The sequence below is a fragment of the Streptomyces sp. NPDC107538 genome, assembly GCF_055657445.1.
Window position 1 is genome coordinate 1 of sequence record NZ_JBVKAY010000014.1, and the last position, 24,252, is coordinate 24,252.

General features: G+C 71.3%; 20 protein-coding genes and 1 pseudogene. 8 read left to right on the forward strand and 13 right to left on the reverse strand.

Annotation, left to right across the window (positions count from 1 at the left end; genetic code table 11):
• Positions 1 to 157 precede the first annotated feature (157 nt).
• Positions 158 to 1,150 carry an aldo/keto reductase gene (locus ACZ7MG_RS34615; protein WP_471389654.1) on the reverse strand — a complete coding sequence of 331 codons (993 nt, stop codon included), beginning with the start codon at positions 1,148 to 1,150 and terminating at the stop codon, positions 158 to 160.
• A gap of 122 nt (positions 1,151 to 1,272) precedes the next feature.
• On the opposite strand from ACZ7MG_RS34615, the gene ACZ7MG_RS34620 reads away from it, so the two are divergent.
• A complete protein-coding gene (locus ACZ7MG_RS34620; RefSeq protein ID WP_471389651.1) occupies positions 1,273 to 1,902 on the forward strand; it encodes a TetR/AcrR family transcriptional regulator in 630 nt (209 codons plus the stop codon).
• A gap of 179 nt (positions 1,903 to 2,081) precedes the next feature.
• On the opposite strand, the gene ACZ7MG_RS34625 is transcribed toward ACZ7MG_RS34620, so the two are convergent.
• From ACZ7MG_RS34625 to argH, 4 genes are all read right to left on the reverse strand, one after another.
• Complete coding sequence (locus ACZ7MG_RS34625) at positions 2,082 to 3,605, reverse strand: MFS transporter (protein WP_471389648.1); 1,524 nt, start codon at positions 3,603 to 3,605, stop codon at positions 2,082 to 2,084.
• Positions 3,602 to 4,195, reverse strand: a complete 594-nt coding sequence (locus tag ACZ7MG_RS34630) for a TetR/AcrR family transcriptional regulator (RefSeq protein WP_471389645.1) — start codon at positions 4,193 to 4,195, stop codon at positions 3,602 to 3,604. Before ACZ7MG_RS34630 ends, ACZ7MG_RS34625 begins: the two co-directional genes overlap by 4 nt.
• Positions 4,196 to 4,300: 105 nt before the next feature.
• A complete protein-coding gene (locus ACZ7MG_RS34635) occupies positions 4,301 to 5,272 on the reverse strand; it encodes an aldo/keto reductase (RefSeq protein WP_471389642.1) in 972 nt (323 codons plus the stop codon).
• Positions 5,273 to 5,536: 264 nt separating this feature from the next.
• The gene (argH, locus tag ACZ7MG_RS34640; protein ID WP_471389639.1) at positions 5,537 to 6,967 is read right to left on the reverse strand and encodes an argininosuccinate lyase; all 1,431 of its coding nucleotides are present in this window, start codon (positions 6,965 to 6,967) and stop codon (positions 5,537 to 5,539) included.
• A 241-nt stretch (positions 6,968 to 7,208) separates the two neighbouring features.
• Here argH and ACZ7MG_RS34645 point away from each other — a divergent pair.
• The 5 genes and pseudogenes from ACZ7MG_RS34645 to ACZ7MG_RS34665 form a co-directional block, all read left to right on the forward strand.
• Positions 7,209 to 8,048, forward strand: a pseudogene (locus ACZ7MG_RS34645) (hypothetical protein); the annotation flags it as partial.
• A 644-nt stretch (positions 8,049 to 8,692) separates the two neighbouring features.
• Positions 8,693 to 9,280, forward strand: a complete 588-nt coding sequence (locus ACZ7MG_RS34650; protein ID WP_471389636.1) for a pyridoxamine 5'-phosphate oxidase family protein — start codon at positions 8,693 to 8,695, stop codon at positions 9,278 to 9,280.
• A 190-nt stretch (positions 9,281 to 9,470) separates the two neighbouring features.
• Positions 9,471 to 10,808, forward strand: a complete 1,338-nt coding sequence (locus ACZ7MG_RS34655; RefSeq protein WP_471389987.1) for a ferredoxin reductase family protein — start codon at positions 9,471 to 9,473, stop codon at positions 10,806 to 10,808.
• A gap of 186 nt (positions 10,809 to 10,994) precedes the next feature.
• Positions 10,995 to 12,104 carry an FMN-binding protein gene (locus ACZ7MG_RS34660; RefSeq protein WP_471389633.1) on the forward strand — a complete coding sequence of 370 codons (1,110 nt, stop codon included), beginning with the start codon at positions 10,995 to 10,997 and terminating at the stop codon, positions 12,102 to 12,104.
• 4 nt (positions 12,105 to 12,108) lie between these two features.
• Entirely contained in the window at positions 12,109 to 12,903 is a 795-nt protein-coding gene (locus ACZ7MG_RS34665; protein ID WP_471389630.1) for an FAD:protein FMN transferase, read from the forward strand.
• Between the two features lie 101 nt (positions 12,904 to 13,004).
• On the opposite strand, the gene ACZ7MG_RS34670 is transcribed toward ACZ7MG_RS34665, so the two are convergent.
• The 7 genes from ACZ7MG_RS34670 to ACZ7MG_RS34700 form a co-directional block, all read right to left on the reverse strand.
• Positions 13,005 to 13,547, reverse strand: coding sequence for an arginine repressor (locus tag ACZ7MG_RS34670; RefSeq protein ID WP_184896243.1), 543 nt, complete (start codon positions 13,545 to 13,547; stop codon positions 13,005 to 13,007).
• Positions 13,548 to 13,554: 7 nt separating this feature from the next.
• Positions 13,555 to 14,772 (reverse strand): acetylornithine transaminase, encoded by a 1,218-nt coding sequence (locus ACZ7MG_RS34675; protein ID WP_471389627.1) that lies wholly within the window; start codon positions 14,770 to 14,772, stop codon positions 13,555 to 13,557.
• The gene (gene argB, locus ACZ7MG_RS34680) at positions 14,769 to 15,680 is read right to left on the reverse strand and encodes an acetylglutamate kinase (protein WP_471389624.1); all 912 of its coding nucleotides are present in this window, start codon (positions 15,678 to 15,680) and stop codon (positions 14,769 to 14,771) included. Before argB ends, ACZ7MG_RS34675 begins: the two co-directional genes overlap by 4 nt.
• A complete protein-coding gene (argJ, locus tag ACZ7MG_RS34685; RefSeq protein ID WP_471389621.1) occupies positions 15,677 to 16,831 on the reverse strand; it encodes a bifunctional glutamate N-acetyltransferase/amino-acid acetyltransferase ArgJ in 1,155 nt (384 codons plus the stop codon). The genes argB and argJ overlap by 4 nt, the downstream gene beginning before the upstream one ends.
• On the reverse strand, positions 16,828 to 17,856 hold the full coding sequence (argC, locus tag ACZ7MG_RS34690; RefSeq protein ID WP_471389619.1) for an N-acetyl-gamma-glutamyl-phosphate reductase: 1,029 nt from the start codon (positions 17,854 to 17,856) through the stop codon (positions 16,828 to 16,830). Before argC ends, argJ begins: the two co-directional genes overlap by 4 nt.
• A 58-nt stretch (positions 17,857 to 17,914) precedes the next feature.
• Positions 17,915 to 19,438 (reverse strand): hypothetical protein, encoded by a 1,524-nt coding sequence (locus ACZ7MG_RS34695; protein WP_471389616.1) that lies wholly within the window; start codon positions 19,436 to 19,438, stop codon positions 17,915 to 17,917.
• Positions 19,439 to 19,501: 63 nt separating this feature from the next.
• A complete protein-coding gene (locus ACZ7MG_RS34700; RefSeq protein ID WP_471389613.1) occupies positions 19,502 to 19,906 on the reverse strand; it encodes a DUF5997 family protein in 405 nt (134 codons plus the stop codon).
• A 155-nt stretch (positions 19,907 to 20,061) separates the two neighbouring features.
• Here ACZ7MG_RS34700 and ACZ7MG_RS34705 point away from each other — a divergent pair, with 155 nt between their 5' ends.
• The gene (locus ACZ7MG_RS34705) at positions 20,062 to 20,814 is read left to right on the forward strand and encodes a LysR substrate-binding domain-containing protein (RefSeq protein ID WP_471389610.1); all 753 of its coding nucleotides are present in this window, start codon (positions 20,062 to 20,064) and stop codon (positions 20,812 to 20,814) included.
• A gap of 112 nt (positions 20,815 to 20,926) precedes the next feature.
• Here ACZ7MG_RS34705 and ACZ7MG_RS34710 read toward each other — a convergent pair whose 3' ends face one another.
• A complete protein-coding gene (locus tag ACZ7MG_RS34710) occupies positions 20,927 to 23,410 on the reverse strand; it encodes an alpha-L-arabinofuranosidase C-terminal domain-containing protein (protein WP_471389607.1) in 2,484 nt (827 codons plus the stop codon).
• 126 nt (positions 23,411 to 23,536) lie between these two features.
• On the opposite strand from ACZ7MG_RS34710, the gene ACZ7MG_RS34715 reads away from it, so the two are divergent.
• Entirely contained in the window at positions 23,537 to 23,992 is a 456-nt protein-coding gene (locus tag ACZ7MG_RS34715; protein WP_471389605.1) for a DUF6314 family protein, read from the forward strand.
• The last annotated feature ends 260 nt before the right edge of the window (positions 23,993 to 24,252 follow it).

The window sequence follows — 24,252 nt, forward strand, 5'->3', positions numbered from 1 at the left end:
TGGCGTCTGCGGCAGGCCCCCCCCGGTGGGGGGCAGACCGGGGGGGGGGGGGCGTGTGGTGGTGGGTGAGGGGGGGGAAGTTCCCTCCCGGCCACAGCCCCGCCGGGGAGGACACGCCGCCGCTTGCCCGGGACCGCCGAACTTGGAGTACGGGCTGTCAGTCGGTGCGGAAGCCGGCCATCACCGAAGCCGGGTAGCGGCTGCCTGCGGAGCCCTGGGGAAGGACCTCCCGGATACGGGCCAGGTCGGCCTCGGTGAGTTCTGCCTCGGTGGCGCCGACGTTCTCCTCCAGACGTGTGGCGCTGCGGGTGCCCGGGATCGGGACGACGTCCTCGCCCTGGGCGAGCAGCCATGCCAGGGCGAGCTGGGCGGGGGTGATGCCCTTGGTGGCGGCGAGCTTTCGGAGCTGCTCGGCGGCGTTCAGGTTGTAGGCGTAGTTCTCGCCCTGCCAGCGCTCGTCCCAGCGGCGCATGTCGTCCTCGGGATACTCGTCGGCGGGCTTGACCACACCGGAGAGGAAGCCGCGGCCGAGCGGCGAGTACGGCACCAGGCCGATCCCCAACTCCCGCAGGACCGGCAGGATCTCGTCCTCCACCTCGCGTTCGAAGATCGAGTACTCGTACTGGAGGGCTGTGACCGGGGTGACGGCGTGGGCGCGGCGGATGTACTGCGGGCCGACGTTGCTCAGGCCGAAGTACTGCACTTTGCCTTCGGTGATCAGGTCACCGACAGTGCCGGCGACCTCCTCGGCCGGTACGTCGGGGTCGGAGATGTGCTGGTAGAAGAGGTCGATGCGGTCGGTCCGGAGGTAGCGCAGGCTGTTCTCGGCGACCTCACGGATGTTCTCCGGGCGGCTGTTGACGCCGCTCCCCAACGTCTTGCTGGTCATGTCGAAGCCGAACTTGGTGGCCAGGACGACCTCGTCGCGGAAGTCGTTGACCGCGTTGCCGAGCAGCGTCTCGTTGCTGCCGGTGCCTTGGCCGTACAGCTCGGCGGTGTCGAAGAAGTCGACTCCGAGTTCGTGGGCGCGGTGAATGGTGGAGATGCCGTCCTCGTCGTTCGAGGGGCCGTAGGCCAGGGACATCCCCATCACGCCCAGTCCGAGCGCGGAGACGCGCAGTCCCTGCTGTCCCAGGGTGCGGTGCTGCATGAGATCGCTCCTCGTGTCATGTCGGCAGCTCGTAGCTGACCAAACCAAACTGTTCGGTATGACCCTATGCCTGTCCGGGGCGCCGCGCAAAACCGAACGGTTCGGTCGCCTATCCTGGGCTCATGCCTCGCTCCACCAGCCCTGGTCAGACCCCGGACGCCGCCACCTCGGGCGAGTCCACCGACTCCACGCGCCAGCGGATCGTCGCCGCAGCCAAGGAGGAGTTCGCCGGGCACGGGATCGCCGGCGCCCGCGTGGACCGTATCGCCAAGCAGGCCAGGACGAGCAAAGAACGTGTCTACGCCTACTTCCGCAGCAAGGAAGCCCTTTACGCGCACGTCGCCGAACGCGAGACGACCGCACTCGTCGAGGCGACTCAGCTGGATCCGGCCGACCTGCCCGGTTATGCCGGCATCCTCTTCGACCACTTCACGGCTCGTCCGGACCACTACCGCCTGATCACGTGGGGCCGCCTGGAACTGGCCGAGTCCGCAGACGACACCACCAGCCCCCTCCAGGCCACGATCGCCGGGAAGCTCGACAAACTCCGCGACGCTCAGCGCATCGGGCTGCTCGACCCGGCCTGGGACCCGGTCGACGTCCTCGCCCTGATCAACCAGATCGCCATGACCTGGGCAGGTCAGCCCGAGATCGCCGCCGCTGCCGCAGACCTGGCCGTGGACCCCTCCATCACCGCCCGCCGCGCCGCACTGGTGACCGCCGTCGAGCGCATGTTCCCTCGCCCGGACTGAGACCACCACCCAAACCGTCTGGTTTGACGCACGCCTCCGGATGGCGGTAGCAGCCCTCGTCGACGGCTGTGCCGACCAGGAGTTCGGCGACACTCGACAGACGCGCCGCCGGTCGCTTTGTCGGGTGCGGGTCGGTGGGGCTTCTCGCCCAGTTCCCCGCGCCCCTGGCCATGCTGTCCCTAGGCGGTACTCTCCAGGCGCTGTCCGCGCAGCATGAACCAGGCCGCCACCGAGGTGGCCAGGAGGACCACCGCGCCCGCGCCCGCCGCGATGGTGAGGCCGTCCACGAAGGACTCACGCGCGGAGGTCAGCAGGGCCTGGGCCGTGTCCGACGGCATTCCCCCCGCCGCGTCGACCGCGCCGCCCAGTGATTCGTACGCCCCTTCCGGAGTGCCCGCGGGCGCCGCGAAGTCGCGGTACACGCCCGTCACGATCGAGCCGAGGACCGCGATGCCGAGGGCGGCGCCGAGTTCGTAGGCCGTTTCGGAGACCGCCGAGGCCGCGCCGGCCTGTTCCCTGGGGACGCTGGAGAGGATGACGTCGGCGGTGACGGTGAAGGAGAAGCCCGCGCCGATGCCGACGAGCAGCAGGGCGGCGCCGATCAGGGGGTAGCCGGTGGAGCGGTCGACCACGGTGAGCAGGGCGAGGGCCAGGCCGATGGCCGCGAGGCCGCCCGCGACGACGGAGCGGACGGAGAAGCGGCGGGCGGCGGCGCCGGCGATCAGGCCCGCGGCCACCGCGCCGATCGCCGCCGGGAGTTCCGCGAGACCGGCCTCCAACGGGCGCCTGCCCTGGACCAGTTGCAGGAACTGGGAGAGGAAGAAGACCAGGCCGGACAGGCCGAGGATGGTCAGCAGGTCGGCGAGGACGGCTCCGGAGAAGCCCCGGTTGCGGAAGAGCCGCATGTCCAGCAGCGGGTGCGGCCGGGTGAGCTGACGGCGTACGAAGAAGAACAGCCCGGCGATGCCGAAGAGGCCCGCGGCGAGCGCGTTGCCGTCGACGCCGTGGGTGGCGGTCTCCTTCACCGCGTACACGACACCGATCATGCCGACCAGCGACAGACCGACGCTGGGCATGTCCCACGGGCCCGGGTTCGGGTGGCGGGACTCGGGGAGCAGCTTGATGCCGACGAGGACCAGGACGGCCATCACGGGCAGGTTGATGAGGAAGACCGAGCCCCACCAGAAGTGTTCGAGCAGGAAGCCGCCGACGACCGGGCCGACGGCCGTACCGGCGGAGGCCGTGGCGCCCCAGATGCCGATGGCGAGGCTGCGTTCGCGCGGGTCGTGGAAGAGGTTGCGGATCAGGGCGAGGGTGGCGGGCATCAGGGTCGCGCCCGCGACACCGAGCAGCGCCCGCGCCACGATCATCATCTCGGGTGTCGTCGCGTACGCGTTGAGCACGGATATCGCGCCGAACGCCGTGGCGCCGATCAGCAGCAGCTTCTTGCGGCCGATGCGGTCACCGAGGCTGCCCGCCGAGACGAGCAGGCCCGCGATGACGAACGAGTAGACGTCGCCGATCCACAGGAGCTGGGTGCCCGAGGGCTTCAGGTCCTCGCTGATGTAGGGGGTCGCGAGACCGAGGACGGTCGCGTCGACGGCCACCAGCAGCACGGCGAGCACGAGGACGGCGAGGGCGAGCCAGCGGCCGGGCCTCTTCTCCGTCTCCACGGTGCGGGCCGGCCGCAGGGTGCTGGTCATGATTCCTCTCTCGGTCGTACAGCGTGATCGGGGTGTCCCGGTTGGTCCGGGTGGCGCAGGGCGCCGCCGAGCAGCAGCTCGGTGATCATGAAGGTGAAGTCGTTGGGGGCCACGCGGCCCTCCGAGACGGCCCAGGCGCCGGAGGCCAGCAGGCCGTACAGCGCCTCGGTCAGCCAGGCCGGGGTGAGGTCGATACGGAACTCGCCCTCCGCCTGGCCGCGTTTGAAGAGGGCCCCGATACCGGCGTCGATCCGGGCCCAGCCCTCGTGCTGCTCCTCGCCCTCGAACAGCTGGTTCTCGGTGTAGAGGAAGGCGAGGAGGCCCGCGGCCGGTTCGATCTCGCGCACCAGCCGTCGTACGGCGTCGCGTGCCGGACCCTCGGCCGGGCGGGCGGCGGCCAGCGCGGCCTCGCACTCCTCGATACCGAGCGCCTCCAGCGCCCGGACGAGCGCGTCGCGCCCGGCGAAGTGGCGGTGCAGCGTGGCCCGGCTGATCCCGGCGGCCTTCGCGACCTCGTCCATCGTCGCGGTGGACTTACGGGTCAGCAGGGCGGCTGCGCTGCGCAGCACGTGTTCACGATCGACGGCCATGAGACAACCATAGCCCATGTGAGACATTGATGTCTCACTGCAGGCGTGAATGTCTCATGGCCGTGAGGGGGTGCGGGAGGTTCTTCCCGCGCCGGGGCCGCCTGGTCAGTGCCAGGGCAGCCCGGCGCGCTTCTCCCAGTACGTCCGCGGGTCCTCGGCGAGGGCCGCGAGGCGGGTCAGCTGGTCGTCGTCGAGGTCGACGACCGCCGCGTGCAGGTTGGAGGCGAGGTGGCTGACGGTGGCGGCACCGGAGAGGACGACGCCCGCCCACGGCTGTCGCAGGACCACCGCGAGGGCGACCGCGTCGCAGCCGAGGCCCGTCTGCTCGGCCACGGCCCGCAGTGCGTCCGGGGCGTGCGGGCCGGCGAGGCGGCCGTTGGCCATGCCCTCCTTGACGATCACGGTGAGCCCGGCGTCGTGGGCCTCGGCGAGGGCCGGGGCGGCGGAGGTCTCCAGCGCGTTGTACGTCGACTGGACGGTACGGAAGAGGGGTTCGCCGTCGACGGTCACGGTGAGCGCGGTGCGGATGGCGTCCGCCTGGGCCGGGCCGCTGGTGGAGAAGCCGATGGTGACGCCCTGGGCCGCGGCCTCCGCCAGCCGGGCGTGGAGTTCCTTGTCGGTGAGGGCCGGGCTGTCCGGGGTCACCGAGTGGATCTGGTAGAGGTCGAGGCGGTCGCCGAGCAGGTCGGCGGTCTCGGCGCGCTGACGCTCGTACGTCGGCAGGGTGTGGTCCTTGACCTCGTGCCGCTCGGCGTCGGTGGTCCAGTCGGCGGTGTAGGTGTAGCCCCATTTGCTGCCGATGACGACGTCGTCGTAGCCGGGGTGGGTGGTGAGCCAGTCGGCGAGGAAGTCCTCGGAGAGGCCGTAGGAGCGGGCCGCGTCGAAGTAGCGGACGCCCTGGGCGTAGGCGGCGTCGAGGAGTTCGTGGGTGCGGGTGCGGAGGGCTTCGACGGTGCGGGTCTCTCCGAGGTCGGTGTCGCGGTCGAGGGTGATGTAGCCGGGGCGGGCGACTGCGGCGAGGCCGAAACCGATGTGGCAGGTGGGGGTGGTGGCTGTGGCCAGTCGGGCGAAGGGCATCGCGGGCTCCGTTCGGTCGGCTCCTGGGGTTCGACCAACGTAACTCGCGATGACCTTCGTTGTGCGGTGCGGGGGGTTGGGGCTCGGGGAGATTTCGCCCCCGCCGCCCCTACCCGTCCCATCCTCCAGGGGCTGCGCCCCTTCGACCCCCTCTTCGCGCTCCGCGCGGGGGTGGGTGGGTAGGTGCGGGTTCGGTGGGGGCTGGTCGCGCAGTTCCCCGCGCCCCTTACGGGGCGCGCCTTCTCGGCCTCGCCGCTCCCCGGCTCAGCTCTTCTTGGCCGTCGCCCACGTGTGCTGGGCCGTCACGTCGCGCTTGATGTCCGCCAGTTGGATGGCCACCGCGCTCGGGGCGGTGCCGCCGCGGCTGTTGCGGGAGGCCAGGGCGCCGGGGACGTTCAGGACGGTGCGGACCTCGGGGGTGAGGTGGGAGGAGATCTTGGCGAACTGGTCGTCCGTCAGGTCGTTCAGCTCCTTGTTCTCGGCCTCGGCGGCCTTGACGCACTCTCCGGCGACCTCGTGGGCGACGCGGAAGGGGACGCCCTGCTTGACGAGCCACTCGGCGACGTCGGTGGCGAGGGAGAAGCCGGCGGGGGCCAGTTCCTCCATGCGCTCGCGGTGGACGGTGAGGGTGGCCATCATGCCGGTGAAGGCGGGGAGCAGGATCTCCAGCTGGTCGATGGAGTCGAAGACCGGCTCCTTGTCCTCCTGGAGGTCGCGGTTGTAGGCCAGCGGGAGCGCCTTCAGCGTGGCCATCAGACCCGTGAGGTTGCCGATCAGGCGGCCGGACTTGCCGCGTGCCAGCTCCGCGATGTCGGGGTTCTTCTTCTGCGGCATGATCGACGAGCCCGTGGAGAACGCGTCGTGGAGGGTGACGAAGGAGAACTCCTTCGTGTTCCAGATGATGACCTCCTCGGCGATCCGGGAGAGGTTCACGCCGATCATCGCGGTGATGAAGGCGAACTCGGCGACGAAGTCACGGGAGGCCGTGCCGTCGATGGAGTTCGCGGAGCTGCCGTGCTCGAAGCCCAGGTCCTTCGCGACCGCCTCCGGGTCCAGGCCCAGGGAGGAGCCGGCCAGGGCACCGGAGCCGTACGGGGAGACGGCCGTGCGCTCGTCCCACTGGCGCAGCCGCTCCGCGTCCCGGGAGAGGGACTGGACGTGGGCGAGGACATGGTGGGCGAAGAGGACCGGCTGGGCGTGCTGGAGGTGGGTGCGGCCGGGCATCGCCACGTCGGGGTGGGCCTCGGCCAGACCGATCAGGGCGTCCTGGAGGTCGGCGATCAGGCCGCCGACCGTGCGGGCGTGGTCGCGCAGGTACATGCGGAAGAGGGTGGCCACCTGGTCGTTGCGGGAGCGGCCGGCGCGGAGCTTGCCGCCCAGGTCGGGGCCGAGGCGCTCCAGCAGGCCGCGCTCCAGGGCGGTGTGCACGTCCTCGTCGGCGACGGTGCCGACGAACTCGCCCGAGGCCACGTCCGTTTCGAGCTGGTCGAGGCCCGCGATCATCCGGGTCAGCTCGTCCTCGGTGAGCAGGCCCGCCTTGTGCAGCACGCGGGCGTGCGCGCGGGAGCCCGCGATGTCGTACGGGGCCAGCCGCCAGTCGAAGTGGACGGACGCGGACAGCTTCGCCAGGGCCTCGGCGGGGCCGTCGGCGAAACGGGCGCCCCAGAGCCGTACGTCACCGCTGTTGCTGCTCACTCGCGTTGCTCCTAGAGAGGGTCGGTCGGTCTCACACTGTGTGCGCTGCCGTGCGTGATCTGCCACCTGCGATCCGCCATGCATGATTATGCAGAACCCTGCATGAATCGTCAATCTGAGAGAACTTTGAGAGACGCGGAGAAAGGTTTGAACAAACGAAACCGCTTACCCGTAACTCTCCCCGAACGCAGGCGCCGCGTTTGTAAACAACGACCACACCCGACCCTAGTGAGGCATCCGCATGTCCAGGGCTCTTCCGAAGTACAACAAGCGTCGCGTAGGGATCATCGGCGGCGCCGCCGCTGTCGTGCTCTCCGGAGCGGTCATCGCGGGTTCCGCTCTTGCCGGTGAGGGTGCCAACAACGGCCAGGACGCCGCGGGAGCCGCCTCCCCCGGCACCATCTCCTGCCCGGCCGTCGAGGGCAGCCTGCCGGCGATCCCCGCCTCCGCGCAGGCCGAGGTCGACAGCAACCTCGCCCAGCTGCAGACCCAGATCCAGGAAGCCAACCAGCGCCTGATCGACACGGTCGGCCAGGGCGGCGCCAACTTCGTCCAGAACGCCATCCTCGGCCCGCTGGAGGACAAGCGCGTCGCCGCGCTCAACCGCATCGAGACCGCCATCGGCCGCGCCGCCGCCAAGCCCGAGGGCCTCGAAGCCCTCGCCCCCTGTGAGCTCGTCCAGGGCGGCGCCGCGGGCGCCGGCGGGGAAGCCGCGGCCGGCGCGGGTGCGGACGCCGGTGCGGGTGCGGACGCGGGTGAGGGTGCCGCCGACGCGGGCGACGCCGGTGCCGCGGGCACCATCACCTGCCCCGAGGTCGAGGGCAGCCTCCCGGCCATCCCCGCCTCCGCCCAGGCCGAGGTCGACCGCAACCTGGCTCTCCTCGACACCCAGATCCAGGAAGCCAACCAGCGCCTGATCGACACCGTCGGCCAGGGCGGTGCCAACTTCGTCGACAACGCCATCCTCGGCCCGCTGGAGGACAAGCGCGTCGCGACGCTGAACCGCATCGAGACCGCCATCGGCCGCGCCGCCGAGAAGCCCGAGGGCCTGGAGGCGCTCGCCCCCTGCGAGCTGAACGAGGGCGCCGCGGGCGCCGGTGAAGAGGCGGACGCCGGCGCCGAGGCCGGTGCGGGTGCCGAGGCCGGCGCCGGCGAGGAAGCCGGTGCGGGCGCGGACGAGGGTGCCGCCGACGCGGGCGACGCCGGTGCCGCGGGCACCATCACCTGCCCCGAGGTCGAGGGCAGCCTCCCGGCCATCCCCGCCTCCGCCCAGGCCGAGGTGGACCGCAACCTGGCCCAGCTCGACACCCAGATCCAGGAGGCCAACCAGCGCCTGATCGACACGGTCGGCCAGGGCGGTGCCAACTTCGTCGACAACGCCATCCTCGGCCCGCTGGAGGACAAGCGCGTCGCCGCGCTGAACCGCATCGAGACCGCCATCGGCCGCGCCGCCGCCAAGCCCGAGGGCCTCGAAGCCCTCGCCCCCTGCCAGCTCAACCAGTAGTCCGCAGGCCCGGTCGGCGACCGGAGTGACCTCCTGCGCCCCTGGCGGATGACAGGGGCCGTGGCCGCCCCGCGCGCCGGCCGGGGCGGCCATGGAGGACCTGGTTCCGGGTGGATCCCAGCGAGGGGGTCCACCCGGAATTCGTGTTTCCGGGTCCGCTCCCCCGCAGCGCGCGCCAATTCCTTAGACAGACGAAGCGTTTCCGTCAATAATCGTTAGACATGGGAAAGACTTACGAGCGCATCGACGGCCGCCTGCGTACGTTCATCGAGGCCCAGCCTCTCTTCTTCACCGCGACCGCGCCCCTGTCCGGCGACGGCACGGTCAACCTCTCCCCCAAGGGCCTCAAGGGCTCCTTCGTGATCCTCGACGAACTGACCGTCGCCTACCTGGACTTCGCCGGGTCCAACGCGGAGACCATCGCGCATCTGCGCGAGAACGGCCGGATCACCCTGATGTGGTGCGCCTTCCAGGGCCCGCCGAACATCGTGCGGGTGCACGGCACCGGCGAGGCCGTGCTCCGCGACGACCCGCGGTTCGCCGGGCTCCTCGCCCGCTTCCCCGACATCGACCCCACCGCGCACGGGCTGCGCGCGATCGTCGTGGTGCACGCCCGGCGCATCCGGGACAGCTGCGGCTACTCCGTGCCGTTCATGGCGTACGAGGAGGACCGCGACCTGCACGGCCGGCGCTTCGCGCGCGAGGACGACGACTCGCTCAGCGCCTACTTCGCCTCCAAGGAGCACATCGCGACCAGCCTGGACGGTCTGCCGGGGCTCCCCCTGCCGCTGCCGCCCTCGGCGGTCTGACGGCGTCCGCCGCAGCGGGGCGCGCGGCCGGCGTCGGGTACCGCCTCCGGTACCACGCGTTCCGCAAGGCAGTTGTACACATCGTTGAACACGCGGCACTCCCTGCACGTACGTGTGGGCCAAGGGTCCAGCCCACCACGGAGGAACCGTGTCCACGATCGCCGGAGGTCGCGCCGCGCGCCGCCAGACGATGCGCCGCATCCGACCTCGTCGTTCTCCCGCCGTCCCGTTGCTCATCGCCTTCTGGGCGGGCGCGGCCGCGGTGGTGTGGCTGTGGTGGGACAACACGCCGTCCATCGCGGACCAGGGCAGCAAGATGGTCAACGCCGGGCGGATCACGGGCCTGCTCGGCGGCTACCTGATGGCTCTGGTGGTGCTCCAGATGGCCCGGGTGCCCGCGCTGGAGCGCCGGGTCGGCTCCGACCGGGTGGCCCGCTGGCACGCGATGACCGGCCGCTACACGCTCTGCCTGGTCGTCGCGCACGTCGTCCTCACGATGTACGGGTACGCCCTCCAGGCCGGTCTCACCCACACCGCGATCCTGCAGCAGACCATCGACTCCATCAACCAGCTGCCGGACATGGGCAAGGCCGCCATCGGCACCGGCCTGCTGGTCTTCATCGGGCTCATCTCGATCGGCCCGGTGCGCAAGCGGATCCCGTACGACCTCTGGTACCACACGCACCTGCTGACGTACGCGGCCACGTTCCTGACGTTCTGGCACCAGATCACCACGGGCAACGAGTTCGCCGCCACGCCCGCCGCGAAGACCGCCTGGTACGGGCTGTACGGGGCGGTGACCTCGCTGGTGGTCTGGTACCGGATCATCTGCCCGATCAAGCTGAACATGAAGCACCGGCTGCGGGTCGAGGCGGTCATCGAGGAGTCGCCCGGCATCGTGTCCGTGCTGATGAGCGGGCGCAAGCTGCACCGGATGGGCGCGGAGGCCGGGCAGTTCTTCCGCTGGCGGTTCCTCGCGCCGGGCATGCGGTTCAGCTCGCACCCGTACTCGCTGTCGGCGGCGCCCCGCCCCAACATGCTGCGGATCACGGTCAAGGCGATCGGCGACCACAGCACGGCCCTGCGCGATCTGGAGCCCGGCACCCGGGTGTGGGCCGAGGGCCCGTACGGGGCGCTCACGGCCGGCAAGCGCAGCCGGGGCAAGGTGCTGCTGGTGGCCGGCGGTGTGGGCATCACCCCGATGAGAGCGCTGTTCGAGACGCTGCCCGGCGCGGCCGGTGACCTGACCCTGCTCTACCGGGCCAACACCACCCAGGACCTGGCCCTCTGGGACGAGCTGGCGCTGATCGCCGAGGAGCGCGGGGCGCGGCTGATGTACGCGGTGAACAGCCCCGAGGGCGAGCGCCCCGACATCTCGCCGGACTCCCTGCGCCGCAAGATCCCGGACATCGAGAGCCACGACGTCTTCCTGTGCGGGCCGCCCGGCTTCGCCCAGGGCGTGTACGAGGCGCTGCGCGGCGCGGGCGTCCCGACCCGCCGTATCCACCACGAGTCGTTCGAGATGTGAGCGACGCCGGGACCGGACTCCGCCTGTCCCGGCAGTAGGTCCATCCCCACATAGGTCCATCCCCACGTAGGTCCAGGTCCACAGGGCCGCAGGACCTCCCACCCCGACTTCTGGCCATGGGTTTCCCCCGGGTTCGCCCCGCGGAACTCCCCCGCGAGACTTCACACTTCAGGAGCTGAAGGAGCGATGAAGAAGAGCCACCCCATCCGGCGGACCCTGCTCGCCACCGCCGCCACCGTGTCCGGCATCGTGCTGTTGCTGTCGCTGAAGCCGGCCTCGGACGCCGGTTCGGTACAGGCCGGGGCGGCCGGGGGCGCGCCTTCGGCACAGGGCGGGGTGGCGGCCGGGGCGCAGACCCTGACGGGTACCGCGGTCGAGACCGAGTACGGCCCGGTGCAGGTCCGCATCACGGTCAACGGCGGCAAGATCACAGCCGCCGAGGCCGTGCAGCAGCCCAGTGGCGGCCGGTCCACGCAGATCAGCGGCGACGCCATCCCCAAGCTCAACCAGGCGGCCGTGGCGGCGGGCAGCGCCGAGATCGACGCGGTCTCGGGCGCCACCTACACCAGCGCCGGCTACAAGGAGTCCCTCCAGGCCGCCCTCGACCAGGCCGGCAGCGGCCAGGGCGGTGGTGATGCGCAGGTGCTCACGGGTACGACCGTGCAGACCGACTACGGGCCGGTGCAGGTCCGCGTGACGGTCGCCGGCGGCAAGATCACCAACGCGGAGGCCGTCCAGGCGCCGAGCGGTGGCCGGTCCACCCAGATCACCGCCGACTCGGTGCCGAAGCTCAACCAGGCGGCCGTGGCGGCGGGCAGCGCCGAGATCGACGCGGTCTCGGGCGCCACCTACACCAGCGCCGGCTACAAGGAGTCCCTCCAGGCCGCCCTCGACCAGGCCGGCAGCGGTCAGGGTGCCGGTAGCGGGCAGGGCACCGAGGTCGAGGCGGGCGGTTCGCAGGACGCGGGCGGCGGTGCCGAGGACGGTGGGGACGCCGCGGGCTCCGGGGCCGGGCAGGCGACGGGCACCCAGGTGCTGACCGGCTCCGCCATCCAGACCGACTACGGGCCGGTCCAGGTCCGGGTCACGGTCACCGACGGCAAGATCACAGGCGCCGAGGCGCTGCAGCAGCCCAGCGGCGGCCGTTCGACGCAGATCAGCGGCACCGCCATCCCGAAGCTCAACCAGAACGCCGTCTCGGCAGGGAGCGCTGACATCGATGCTGTCTCGGGCGCCACATACACCAGCGGTGGCTACAAGCAGTCCCTCCAGTCCGCGCTGGACCAGGCCGGCTGATCCGGTGGCCGAACCCGCCGGGGCCGCCGCGCCCGCCCAGTTGCGGCACGCCGAGGAGGTCATGGGCACCGTCTTCTCGTTCGACGTCCGGGGAGGCGAGCCCGCGGTGGTCAGGGCCGCGCTCGACGAGGCGGTGGCCGGACTCCACACCGTGGACGAGGTGTTCAGCACCTACCGCGAGGACAGCCAGATCTCCCGGCTCGCCCGGGGCGAGGTGACGATCGAGGAGTGCGGTCCCGAGGTCGGCGAGGTGCTCGAACTGTGCGCCGAGGCCGAGCGGGTGAGCCGGGGCTGGTTCAGCGCGACGTACGAGGGCCGCTTCGATCCGACGGGGCTGGTGAAGGGGTGGGCCACCGAGCGGGCGGCGCTGCGGCTGGTCGAGGCGGGTGTGGTCGGGGTGAGCGTCAACGGGGGCGGCGATGTGCAGTTGTGCGGCGTGCCCGGCCCCGAGCGGCCCTGGCGGGTCGGGGTGGCCGATCCCCTGCGGCCGGGTGGGCTGGCGGCCGTCGTGACCGCCGCCGGTGCCGATCGGCTCGCCGTCGCCACGTCCGGGACGGCGGAGCGGGGGGCCCATATCGTCGACCCCCGTACGGGCAGGTCCGCCGTGACCGACCTGGTCTCCGTGACCGTCGTGGCCCCCAGCCTCACCTGGGCCGACTGCTGGGCCACCGCCGCCTTCGCCATGGGCTCCCGCGAGGGCCTGGCCTGGCTGGAGTCCCTCGACGACGCCGAGGCCCTGCTGATCACCGCGGGCGACGAGGTCCGCTGCACGGGAGGGTTGGCGGCGCGGCTGGGCTGAGGTAGGGGGAAGGCGGGCGCAGCCCGTCCTTCAGGGGCGCGGGGAACTGCGCGACCAGCCACGACGGACCCGCAGTCGGCCTCCCCGCGCAACCCACCCCTTCAGTGGCCGTTCCCGTTCTGAGCGAGCCGCAGCAAATGGTCCGCCAACGCCTGCCCGCCCACCGGATCCCGGCTGATCAGCAGCAGCGTGTCGTCGCCCGCGATCGTCCCGAGGATGTCGTGCAGTTCGGCCTGGTCGATGGCCGAGGCCAGGAACTGGGCCGCGCCGGGCGGCGTCCGGAGCACGACCAGGTTCGCCGACGCCTCCGCGGAGATCAGCAGCTCCGCCGAGAGCCGCCGCATCCGCTCCTCCTTCGCCGACTCCCCCAGCGGCGCCCGGGGCGTCCGGAAACCCCCCTCGCTCGGCACCGCGTAGATCAGGTCGCCGTCGGTGTTGCGGATCTTCACCGCGTTCAGCTCGTCCAGGTCCCGGCTGAGCGTCGCCTGCGTGACGCTCAGCCCGTCGTCGGACAGCAGCTTCGCCAACTGGCTCTGCGACCGCACCGGTTGCCGGTTGAGGATGTCCACGATCCGCCGGTGGCGTGCGGTGCGGGTCTGCGGCACGGCGGGCCCCGCCTGGTCGTGCTCCTGCGCCTGACTCATCGTCGTCTCATTCTCCGGCTCGTCCGTCCCCACTGGCTTCGTGCGCCGCCCGCGCCGCGTCGAGGACGCCGGGCAGCGCCTGGAGGAGGGCATCCACCTCAGCGTCACCGATATTGAGCGCGGGCATCAGCCGTACGACATCGGGGGCGGGCGCGTTCACCAGGAAACCGGCGTCCTGAGCGGCCTGTTGCGCCAGGGGCGCGAGTGGCTCGGTGAGCACGATACCCAGCAGGAGGCCCGCGCCACGGACATAGTCGATCATCGGGTCGCCGAGGGACTCGATTCCGTTCCGCAGCTTCTCGCTCTGCCGCTTGACGTTCTCCAGCAGCCCTTCCGCCCGGATCGTCTCCAGAACGGCCAGTCCGGCGGCGCAGGCGACCGGGTTGCCGCCGAAGGTCGTCCCGTGGTGGCCCGGCTGGAGCAGCTCCGCGGCCCGGCCGAAGGCGACGGTCGCGCCGAGCGGCAGTCCGCCGCCGAGGCCCTTGGCGAGGGTGACGACGTCCGGGAGGACACCCTCGTGCGCCTGGTACTCGAACCAGTGTCCGGTCCGCCCGACTCCGGTCTGCACCTCGTCGAGGACCAGCAGCGAGCCGGTGGCGGCCGTGATGGCCCGGGCGGCCTTCAGATAGCCGGCGGGCGGGACGACCACACCGTTCTCGCCCTGGACGGGCTCGATGATGACGAGCGCCGTCTCCTCGGTGACCGCGGCGGCGAGCGCCTGCGCGTCGCCGTACGGGACGTGGGTGACGTCGCCGGGCAGCGGCAGGAACGGGCCCTGCTTGCCGGGCTGGCCGGTGAGGGCGAGGGCGCCCATGGTCCGGCCGTGGAAACCGCCCTGGGTGGCGACCATATGGGTCCGCCCGGTCAGCCGGCCGATCTTGAACGCACCCTCGTTCGCCTCGGCGCCCGAGTTGCAGAAGAAGACCTTGCCGTCGCGCCCGAAGTGCTCCAGGAGCCGTTCGGCGAGGGCGACGGTCGGCTCGGCGACGAACAGGTTGGAGACATGGCCGAGGGAGGCGATCTGGTTGCTGACGGCCTCGACGACCGCCGGGTGGGCGTGGCCGAGGGCGTTGACCGCGATACCGCCGACGTAGTCGACGTACTCCTTGCCGTCGGCGTCCCACACCCGGCTGCCCGCGCCGCGGACGAGCGGGAGCCTCGGCGTGCCGTAGTTGTTCATGAGCGAGCCCTGCCACCGCTGGGTCAGCTCGGTGTTCGTGGTCATACGGCGTCCCCCTCATGCTCGGCGTCCGGCACGACCATCGTGCCGATGCCCTCGTCGGTGAAGATCTCCAGCAGGATCGAGTGCTGGACCCGGCCGTCGATGACCCGGGCGGTCCGCACGCCGTTGCGTACGGCGTACAGGCAGCCCTGCATCTTCGGCACCATGCCGGAGGACAACTCCGGCAGCAGCTTCTCCAGTTGGGAAGCGGTGAGGCGGCTGATCACCTCGTCGCTGTGCGGCCAGTCCTCATAGAGGCCCTCGACGTCCGTGAGGACCATGAGAGTCTCGGCGCCCAGCGCGGCAGCGAGTGCCGCAGCCGCCGTATCAGCATTGACGTTGTAGACATGTCCGTCGTCCTGGCTACGGGCGATCGACGAGACGACCGGGATCCGGCCGTCGGCGAGCAGTGCCTCGATCGCGCCCGTGTCGATCGCGGTGATCTCGCCCACCCGCCCGATGTCGACCAACTCGCCGTCGATCTCGGGCTGGTGCTTGGTGGCGGTGATGGTGTGCGCGTCCTCGCCGGTCAGTCCGACGGCGAGCGGTCCGTGCTGGTTGAGCAGTCCGACCAGTTCACGCTGCACCTGTCCGGCGAGCACCATCCGTACGACGTCCATGGCGTCCTCGGTGGTGACGCGCAGACCGGCCTTGAACTCGCTGACGATGCCGTGCCGGTCGAGGGCGGCGCTGATCTGCGGGCCGCCGCCGTGCACGACGACGACGTTGAGGCCGGCGTGCCGCAGGAAGACGACGTCCTGGGCGAAGGCCGACTTCAGGTCCTCGTCGACCATGGCGTTGCCGCCGAACTTGATGACGACCGTCCTGCCGTTGTGGCGGGTCAGCCAGGGCAGCGCCTCGATGAGGATCTGGGCCTTGGGGAGAGCGGTGTGCTTCCGCGTGGTGCTCATGAGGAATAGGCGCTGTTCTCGTGGACGTAGTCGGCGGTGAGGTCGTTGGTCCAGATCGTGGCGGTCTCGGACCCGGCGGCGAGGTCGGCGACGATGTGCACCTCGCGGTAGCGCATGTCGACCTGGTCGCGGTCCTCGCCGACGCCGCCGTTCTTGCAGACCCAGACGCCGTTGATGGCGACGTTGAGCCGGTCGGGCTCGAAGGCGGCCCGGGTGGTGCCGATGGCGGAGAGGACACGGCCCCAGTTGGGGTCCTCGCCGTGGATGGCGCACTTGAGGAGGTTGTTGCGGGCGATGGAGCGGCCCACCTCGACGGCGTCGTCCTCGGTCGCGGCGTTCACCACCTCGACCTTGATGTCCTTGCTGGCGCCCTCGGCGTCCCGGATGAGCTGCTGGCCCAGGTCGTCGCAGACGGCACGTACCGCCTCGGCGAACTCCGCGTGGTCGGGGGTGACTTGGGACGCGCCGGAGGCGAGCAGCAGCACGGTGTCGTTGGTGGACATGCAGCCGTCGGAGTCGACGCGGTCGAAGGTCGTGCGCGTGGCGGCCCGCAGGGCGCCGTCGAGCACCTCGCTGTCCAGGTCGGCGTCGGTGGTGAGCACGACGAGCATGGTGGCGAGGCCGGGCGCGAGCATGCCGGCGCCCTTCGCCATGCCGCCGACGGTCCAGCCGTCCTTGGTCACGACGGCCGTCTTGTGCACGGTGTCGGTGGTCTTGATGGCGATGGCTGCCTTCTCACCGCCGTGCTCGGAGAGCTGCGCGGCGGCCGTCTCCACGCCCGGGAGCAGCTTGTCCATGGGCAGGAGCAGGCCGATGAGGCCGGTGGAGGCGACGGCGATCTCGCCCGCGCTGTGCCCGTCGAGGACCTCGGCGGCCTTCTCGGCGGTCGCGTGCGTGTCCTGGAAGCCCTTCGGACCCGTACAGGCGTTGGCGCCACCGGAGTTGAGGACGACCGCGGAGACCTCGCCGCCCTTCAGCACCTGCTCGGACCAGAGGACCGGCGCGGCTTTCACGCGGTTGGAGGTGAACACGCCCGCGGCGGCGAGGCGGGGCCCGTTGTTGACCACGAGGGCCAGGTCCGGGTTGCCGTTCTCCTTGATCCCGGCGGCGATGCCCGCCGCCGTGAATCCCTTGGCTGCCGTCACGCTCACGGTGCGACTCCGATCGTGGAAAGCCCCGTCGTCTCGTGGAGTCCGAGGGCGATGTTCATGCTCTGGAGGGCGCCACCGGCGGTGCCCTTGGTGAGGTTGTCGATGGCGCTGATCGCGATGATCCTGCCCGCCGCCTCGTCGTACGCCACCTGCACCTGAACCGCGTTGGAACCGTAGACGGACGCCGTCGCGGGCCACTGCCCCTCGGGGAGCAGACGCACAAACGGCTCGTCGGCGAAGGCCTTCTCGTACGCGGCGCGCACGGACTCGGCGGTGACACCGGGCCGGGCCTTGGCGCTGCACGTGGCGAGGATGCCCCGGGGCATGGGCGCGAGGGTCGGGGTGAAGGACACGGAGACCGGCTCACCGGCGACGCCGCCGAGGTTCTGCATCATCTCGGGCGTGTGCCGGTGGCCGCCGCCGACGCCGTACGGGGACATGGACCCCATGACCTCGGAGCCCAGCAGATGCGGTTTGGCCGCCTTGCCCGCGCCGGAGGTGCCGGAGGCGGCGACGATCACGGCCTCGTTCTCGGCGAGGGCCGCCGCGTACGCCGGGAACAGGGCCAGCGTGACGGCCGTGGGGTAGCAACCGGGTACCGCGATGCGCTTGGACCCCTCCAGCGCGGCGCGGGCACCCGGCAGTTCGGGGAGGCCGTAGGGCCAGGTCCCGGCGTGCGGGGAGCCGTAGAACCGCTCCCAGTCGGCCGCGTCCTTCAGCCGGAAGTCGGCGCCCATGTCGACGACGAGCACCTCCGGGCCGAGCTGCTCGGCCACGGCGGCGGACTGGCCGTGCGGCAGCGCGAGGAAGACCACGTCGTGCCCGGCGAGCACCTCGGCGGTCGTCTCCTGGAGCACCCGGTCGGCCAGCGGCAGCAGGTGCGGCTGGAGTCCGCCCAGGCGCTGACCCGCGTTGGAGTTGCCGGTCAGTGCACCGATCTCGACCTCGGGGTGCGCGAGGAGCAGACGCAACGCCTCGCCGCCCGCATAACCACTCGCTCCCGCCACCGCCACACGTACCGCCATGGAACCCTCCTCCTGGATGGCATGACTATACGTTTCGTTGCACGTTTATGCAATCTTGTCAGGGCGGCGGCTCCCGCGTCAGATCTTCCATCATGGCGCGTGGGAGCGATGGGTTGGCGGCCGCGGCCTCCGCCACGGACGGGTCGGTGTCGGTGAGCAGGTCCACGATCACCTGCGGCGGGAGGGCCGGGTGCCGGGCGGCGAGGGGCCTCGCGCGCTCGTCCGCCAGGCAGGGCAGGAGCGCCGGAGCCGTGGCCCGGGGATGCCGGGCGATCTCGCGGAATGCCTTCCGCACCGGGGGCCGGTGCCGGGCCAGGTGCTCCAGCAGGGCCGGGGTGGCGTCCGGGTTGGCCGCCACCCGGGCGATCACCTGGACGCCGTGCCGGTCGACCATGGCCCGCAGGCGCGCTTCGGAGAGGCCGGGGTGCGGTGCCGCGGACTTGGCCACCTTCGCGTCGGGGTCGTCGGCCAGCGCGTCCCGGACGGCGGGCGGCAGATCACGCCGCTCGGCGAGCAGCATGCGGACGACGGCGTGCGGGGATCGTGCCAGTTCCTCGACCTCGGCGGCGGTGGCGGAGGCGATCCGCGGCAGAAGGGTGCTGCCGATCCTCGTCCCGGCCGCCAGCCGGGCGAGCACGTCGAGCGGCACCCGGGGGTTGTGCGCGAGCCCACGCCGGACGTCGGGGTCGGTGTCGTCGGCCAGCGCGCGGATCAGGGTGTCGCCGATCGCGGGGTTCCGCGCGAGGTCGGCGCGGGCACCGGGCGTGGAGTCCACGGCGAGCCGTGCGTACGTCTCCGGGGGCAGAGCGGGGCGGGCGGCCAGCGCCCAGCGGAACACCATCGAGGGGTGCCCGGCGAAGCCCGCGACCGCCTCCGGCGGTGTGGCGGGGTTCTGCAGGACGGACCACAGCGTGTCGTGCGCGGTGGATGCGTGGGAGCCGTCGCAGGAGGCGTCCGGCCGCAGATCGCAGTCGGTCCGCGCGCAGTCCGGGCTGTGGGTGAACGGCGGTTCCTCGTGGTCGCAGACCAGGCAGTGCCGTGCGGGCGGCAGGCCCTCCCCGCTGACGAGCGCCGCCAGCGTGTCCGGCGGTGTCGCCTCGTTCGCCGCGACCGCGCGGCGGACCTCGGCGTGCGGATGCGCGGCGAGCCGGGCGGCCAGGTCCGGCGCGGCCCACAGCGCCAGCTCCGCGACGACCTGTATGTCCGGGTCGGCGGCGAGGGTCTCCACCACGTCCTGGGGCAGACCCGGGCAGGCGGCCAGCTTCTCCCGGTGCCACGTCACGGGGTCCACCGCGAGGAGCCGAGCCCACTCCGGGTCACCGGCGCCCTCGTCCAGCAGGGCGAGCGCGACGAGCGGCTGCGCCGTGGGATCGACATCGGCGGCCGTCAGCCGCCCCCCGTACGCCAGCCGCACCCCGCTTCCCTCGTCCCGGGTGGCCAGCACGACCGCCTGCGCCCGGCTGAGATCGTCACGGTCGGCGAGGGCCTCGTCGATCTCGGGGTCCGCGAGCGCGAACAGCCGCTCGACCAGCTGGACCGGCAGAGCCGGATTCGCGGCAAGCCCGCGGAGGAGATCACGCACAGGGGCATCCTGCACGCGGCGCCCACGGCACGGCACGTGGTTTTACGGGTTCTCGGCCCCCGGTCAGGAACGCCCGTCGTCCGCCTGGGCCGCGCGCTCCGCGTTGCGCTTCTTGATGCGGGCGCCTTCCTTGCGGACCTCGGCCTGGGTGGCGCGCTCCTTCTGGAGCCACTCGGGGCTGTCCTGCTTCAGGGCCTCGATCTGCTCGGTGGTGAGGGCCTCGGTGACCCCGCCGCGGGCGAGCCCCGCGATGGAGACGCCCAGCTTCTCGGCGACCACGGGACGGGGGTGCGGGCCGTTGCGGCGCAGCTCCTCCAGCCAGGCCGGCGGGTCCGTCTGGAGCGCGGTCAGCTCGGCGCGCGAGACGACGCCCTCCTGGAACTCCGCGGGGGTGGCCTGGAGGTACACACCCAGCTTCTTCGCCGCGGTGGCGGGCTTCATGGTCTGGGTGGTCTGGTGCGACGTCATGAGGTCAAGGGTATCGACCGCACGCACGACCACCGACCACGACCTCCGACCACGACCACCGACCACGACCTCCGACCATGGCCGCCGAGCACGACTGCCGACCACGACCATGGCCGCCGACCGCGGCCGTCGACCACGACCGATAGCCTTGTCGCGTGACAGGCTCGGAAGCATCCCCTTCGTTCCGGCTCGCGTACGTCCCGGGAGTGACGCCCACCAAGTGGGTGCGGATCTGGAACGAGCGGTTGCCCGACATCCCCCTGACCCTCCTCCAGGTGACGGCCACCGAGGCGTTCGGCGTACTGCGCGACCGTGGCGCCGACGCCGGCTTCGTACGGCTGCCGGTGGACGACACCGACCTCAGCGCGATCCCCCTCTACACCGAGACCACGGTGGTCGTCGTCCCCAAAGACCACGTCGTCGCGGCGGTCGAGGAGGTGACCATCGAGGACCTGGCGGACGAGGTCGTCCTGCACCCCCTGGACGACACCCTCGACTGGGAACGCCCACCGGGAGAGCCCGCGTTCGAACGCCCCGCCACCACGGCGGACGCGATCGAGCTGGTGGCGGCCGGGATCGGTCTGCTGATCGTCCCCCAGTCGCTCGCCCGCCTCCACCATCGCAAGGACCTCACCTACCGCCCGGTCACGGACGCCCCCGAGTCCCGCGTGGCCCTCTCCTGGCCCCAGGACGCGACCACCGACCTGGTCGAGGACTTCATCGGCATCGTCCGCGGCCGCACGGTCAATTCCTCCCGGGGCCGCGCCAAGCCCCCGGAGGAGAAGAAGCAGCAACAGAAGCCCAAGCGCCCCGCGGCGAACACCCCCCGCCGCCAGCCCACGACGCCCCGGGGCCAGCGGAACGCAAAGAGCGGCGGCAAGCCCGGAAAGCCCCGCCGCCGCTCGTGAGCGCGGGCGCGCCCCTTGGATGGGCCGCAGGCCCAACAAGGGGCGCGGGGAACTGCGCGACCAGCCCCCACCCACCCGCACCCGGCTCACAAAGCCAGGCCCACCCCCACCCTCACCGCTCCTTGATCCTCAGGAACGTCACCGAGTTCGCCGGAAACGTATAGCTGAACTCCTCGGCCACCCCACTGAACGTGGACACCACCGGCGCCACCGGCGTAGCCGTCTCCGTGTTCACCGCGTCGGGCGCGGCGGCCAGCGTGGTCACCCGCGCCTTGGAGCGGACCTTCGCACCCCCGAGGTCGATCGCCGCCCGCGCGGCGACCCCCTGCGCGTTGACGACCTTGACGATCAGGTCACCGGTCTGCGCGTCGCGCGTCACCACCTGCCGGAACGGCTCCGCCGGCTTGTCGTCGGTGAAGCGCCCCCACTCCTTGCCGTCGAGCAGCAGCGTCACCTGCCGCCCGCGCACCTTGACCTCGACGTCGTACGTCCGGCCCGTCTCGATCGTGCCCGGCTTGGAGATCAGCGAGGACTTGCCGCCGTCGACGGCCTGCTCGACCGCGCTGGTGGTGTTGTTCCAGCCGCCGAGGTTCCACCAGTAGTAGTTGCCGGTGTCCTTGACGCCGAAGGCGACGAGGAAGCCCTCCTTGCCGGCCTTCTTCGTGGCCTTCACCTTGAGGTCGTAGTCGTGCCAGGCGCTGTCACCGGCCGAGACCATGGTGTTCTCGGCGGCCACGTCGGTCTGCGTGTACTGCCCGTCCTGGACGGTCCAGCTGCCCTTGCCGGTGTGGGTCCACTTCGAGGCGTCGCCGCTGAAGTCGTCGGCGAACAGGGACGCGCCCTCGGCCGAGGTCACCGTCACATCGTCGTACGCCGCTGTCGTGGCCCACGTGGACAGGCCCACGGCCCCGGTGATCGGGCCGGTGAGCGCGGGTGTGCCGGTGGCCGTCGACGGCACCACGTGGTCCCCGACGTTGGTCATGAAGAGCTTCTGGGTCTCGTAGTTGGCGGAGTTCCACGACGCGTGGTTGTTGAACCAGATCATGTCGGGGCTCCACTGCACATAGTCCTCGTTGGCGAGGAGCGGTGCGTAGGAGGCCAGTTTCACGATGTCGGCGTTGCGCTCCAGACCGGTCATGAACGCGGCTTCGGAGAGGGCGTTCTTGAAGGCGTTGCCCTGGGAGGCGTACTCGCCGAGGAAGACCTTCGGGCCGCTCCGGTCGTAGGAGTCGTAGCGGTCGTTGTTCTGGAGGAACCACTGCGGGCTGTTGTAGTAGTGCTCGTCGACCATGTCGACGTGTCCCTCGCGGTTCAGCTTCCACGCGGTGTCGAAGGTGGTGCCCGTGTCGTCGGGGCCGGAGTTCGAGATCACCGTGATGTCGGGGTACTTCGCCTCGATGGCGGCCCGGAACTTCTGGAAGCGGGCGAAGAACTCGTTCGGCAGGTTCTCCTCGTTGCCGACGCCGAGGTGGGTGAGGTGGAAGGGCTTCGGGTGGCCCATCTCGGCGCGCTTCTTGCCCCACTCGCTGGTCACGGGCCCGTTGGCGAACTCGATGAGGTCCAGGGTGTCCTGGATGTGCCGCTGGAGCAGGGCCTCGTCGTCGGTGGCCCTGTTCTGGCCGCACCCGGTGACGAGGGCGGGCACCACGGGCAGCGGCATGGCGCCGATGTCCTCGGAGAACTGGAAGTACTCGTAGTAGCCGAGCCCGTAACTCTGGTTGTAGCCCCAGAAGTTGGAGTTGGTGGCGCGCTGCTCGACGGGGCCGATGGTGTCCTTCCACTGGTACGAGCGCTTGCGCTCCCAGTTTGAGGCCTCGCTGTAGTCCTGCATGGAGCCGGTGTTGACGAGGCAGCCGCCGGGGAAGCGGACGAAGCCCGGCTTCAGGGCGGCGATCTTCTCGGCGAGGTCCTCGCGCAGGCCGTTCTTGTGGCCCTTGTAGGTGTCGCGCGGGAAGAGGGACACCTCGTCGAGGGCGGCGGCACCGGCGGAGGCGACGGTGAGCCGGCCGGCGGAGCTGGTCCGGGTCGCCTTGAACGACCCCTTGTACTTGGCCCAGCCGCCGTTGACCTCGACCCGGTGGGCCTCGGCGAGCGCGCCGTCGGCGTCCTGGAGGGTGACGGTCAGCTCCGTACGGCTGTCGGCGCGCGCCCAGACCGAGAAGCGGTACCGCTTTCCCTCCTCCACGTGCACACCGGTGTTGTATCCGGCGTTGGTGACGGACGAACCGGCGCCCAGGGAGAGGTAGTTGCGGTTGCGTTCGTTGAGGCGGCCGGCGTCGTTCACGACCTGCGCGGTGCCGTCGACGCTCCAGGAGGTGAGGGGCGTGTAGGCACGGTTGTCGGCGGTGGAGTACTCGAAGGACCGGTTCTGCACGAGTTCGGCGTAGAGACCGCCGTCGGCGGCCCGGTTGATGTCCTCGAAGAAGACGCCGTACATCGTGTCGTCGATCTTCGCGCCCTGCGCGGACGGGTCGACGGTGATCGCGTAGTCGGTGACGTCCTCGGCGTGCGCGGGGGCCGGGACGGAGGCGGCGGCCACCAGGAAGGCGGTGGCGGTGAGGCCGAGTCTCCAACGGGTGCGGGTGCTGCGTGACATGGATACTCCGCGACTCTCGTTCGAAATGGCGGACAATGATCAGCACTTCGAACGGCAAGATAGGGAGGTGACCAAGACACCGTCAACGGGTCGCACGGCACCGAAAGTCTCGGAAAAGAAGGACGGATGAGCGGTTTCCTGCCAGTTCCCGATGTCCTGTCCCACCTCCGTGGGCGGTGGCGGGTCCTGCGATCCGTGCGGGATCTGGCGAGCGGCGCGGAGGGGGAGTTCTCCGGGGCGACCGTTTTCAGCCCGCTGGACGACGGCGGCCTCCTCCACCGGGAGACCGGAACGTTCGTCTGGCAGGGCGTCCCGCGCCCCGCCGAGCGGACCCTGCGCTTCCTGCCGGGCACCGCCCCCGGCACGGCGGACGTCCGCTTCGCCGACGGCCGCCCGTTCCACGACCTGGATCTGACCACCGGCCGCTGGCGCACGGACCACCCCTGCGCTGCCGACCTCTACCGGGGCGAGTTCGAGGTGTACGACGCGGACCGCTGGCGGACCACCTGGCGGGTCGGCGGCCCCGCGAAGGACCAGCTCCTGGTCACCGACTACACCCGTAAGCCACGCGCCGGAACCTGAACCTTGCCCGCGCCGTTGCAGCGCGGGCCGGACCAGCGGCGCGTAGCCGAGGGCGTCGCCCATGGTCCCGCAGCGGGGCGTGGGCGAGCATTGACGCCCTCCCCCGCCCGAGGGCAGGGGATTCCGGTCCGTACCGCAATGCGGCACCCCCGTGGGTTCCTGCTTCACAAGCCACTGCCGACCGGTGAGGGTCGGTCTTACACGGCCTCCACAGGCCTGACTTCCCGCCCGTCCGGCGGTAGGCCCGACAACTACGTTGC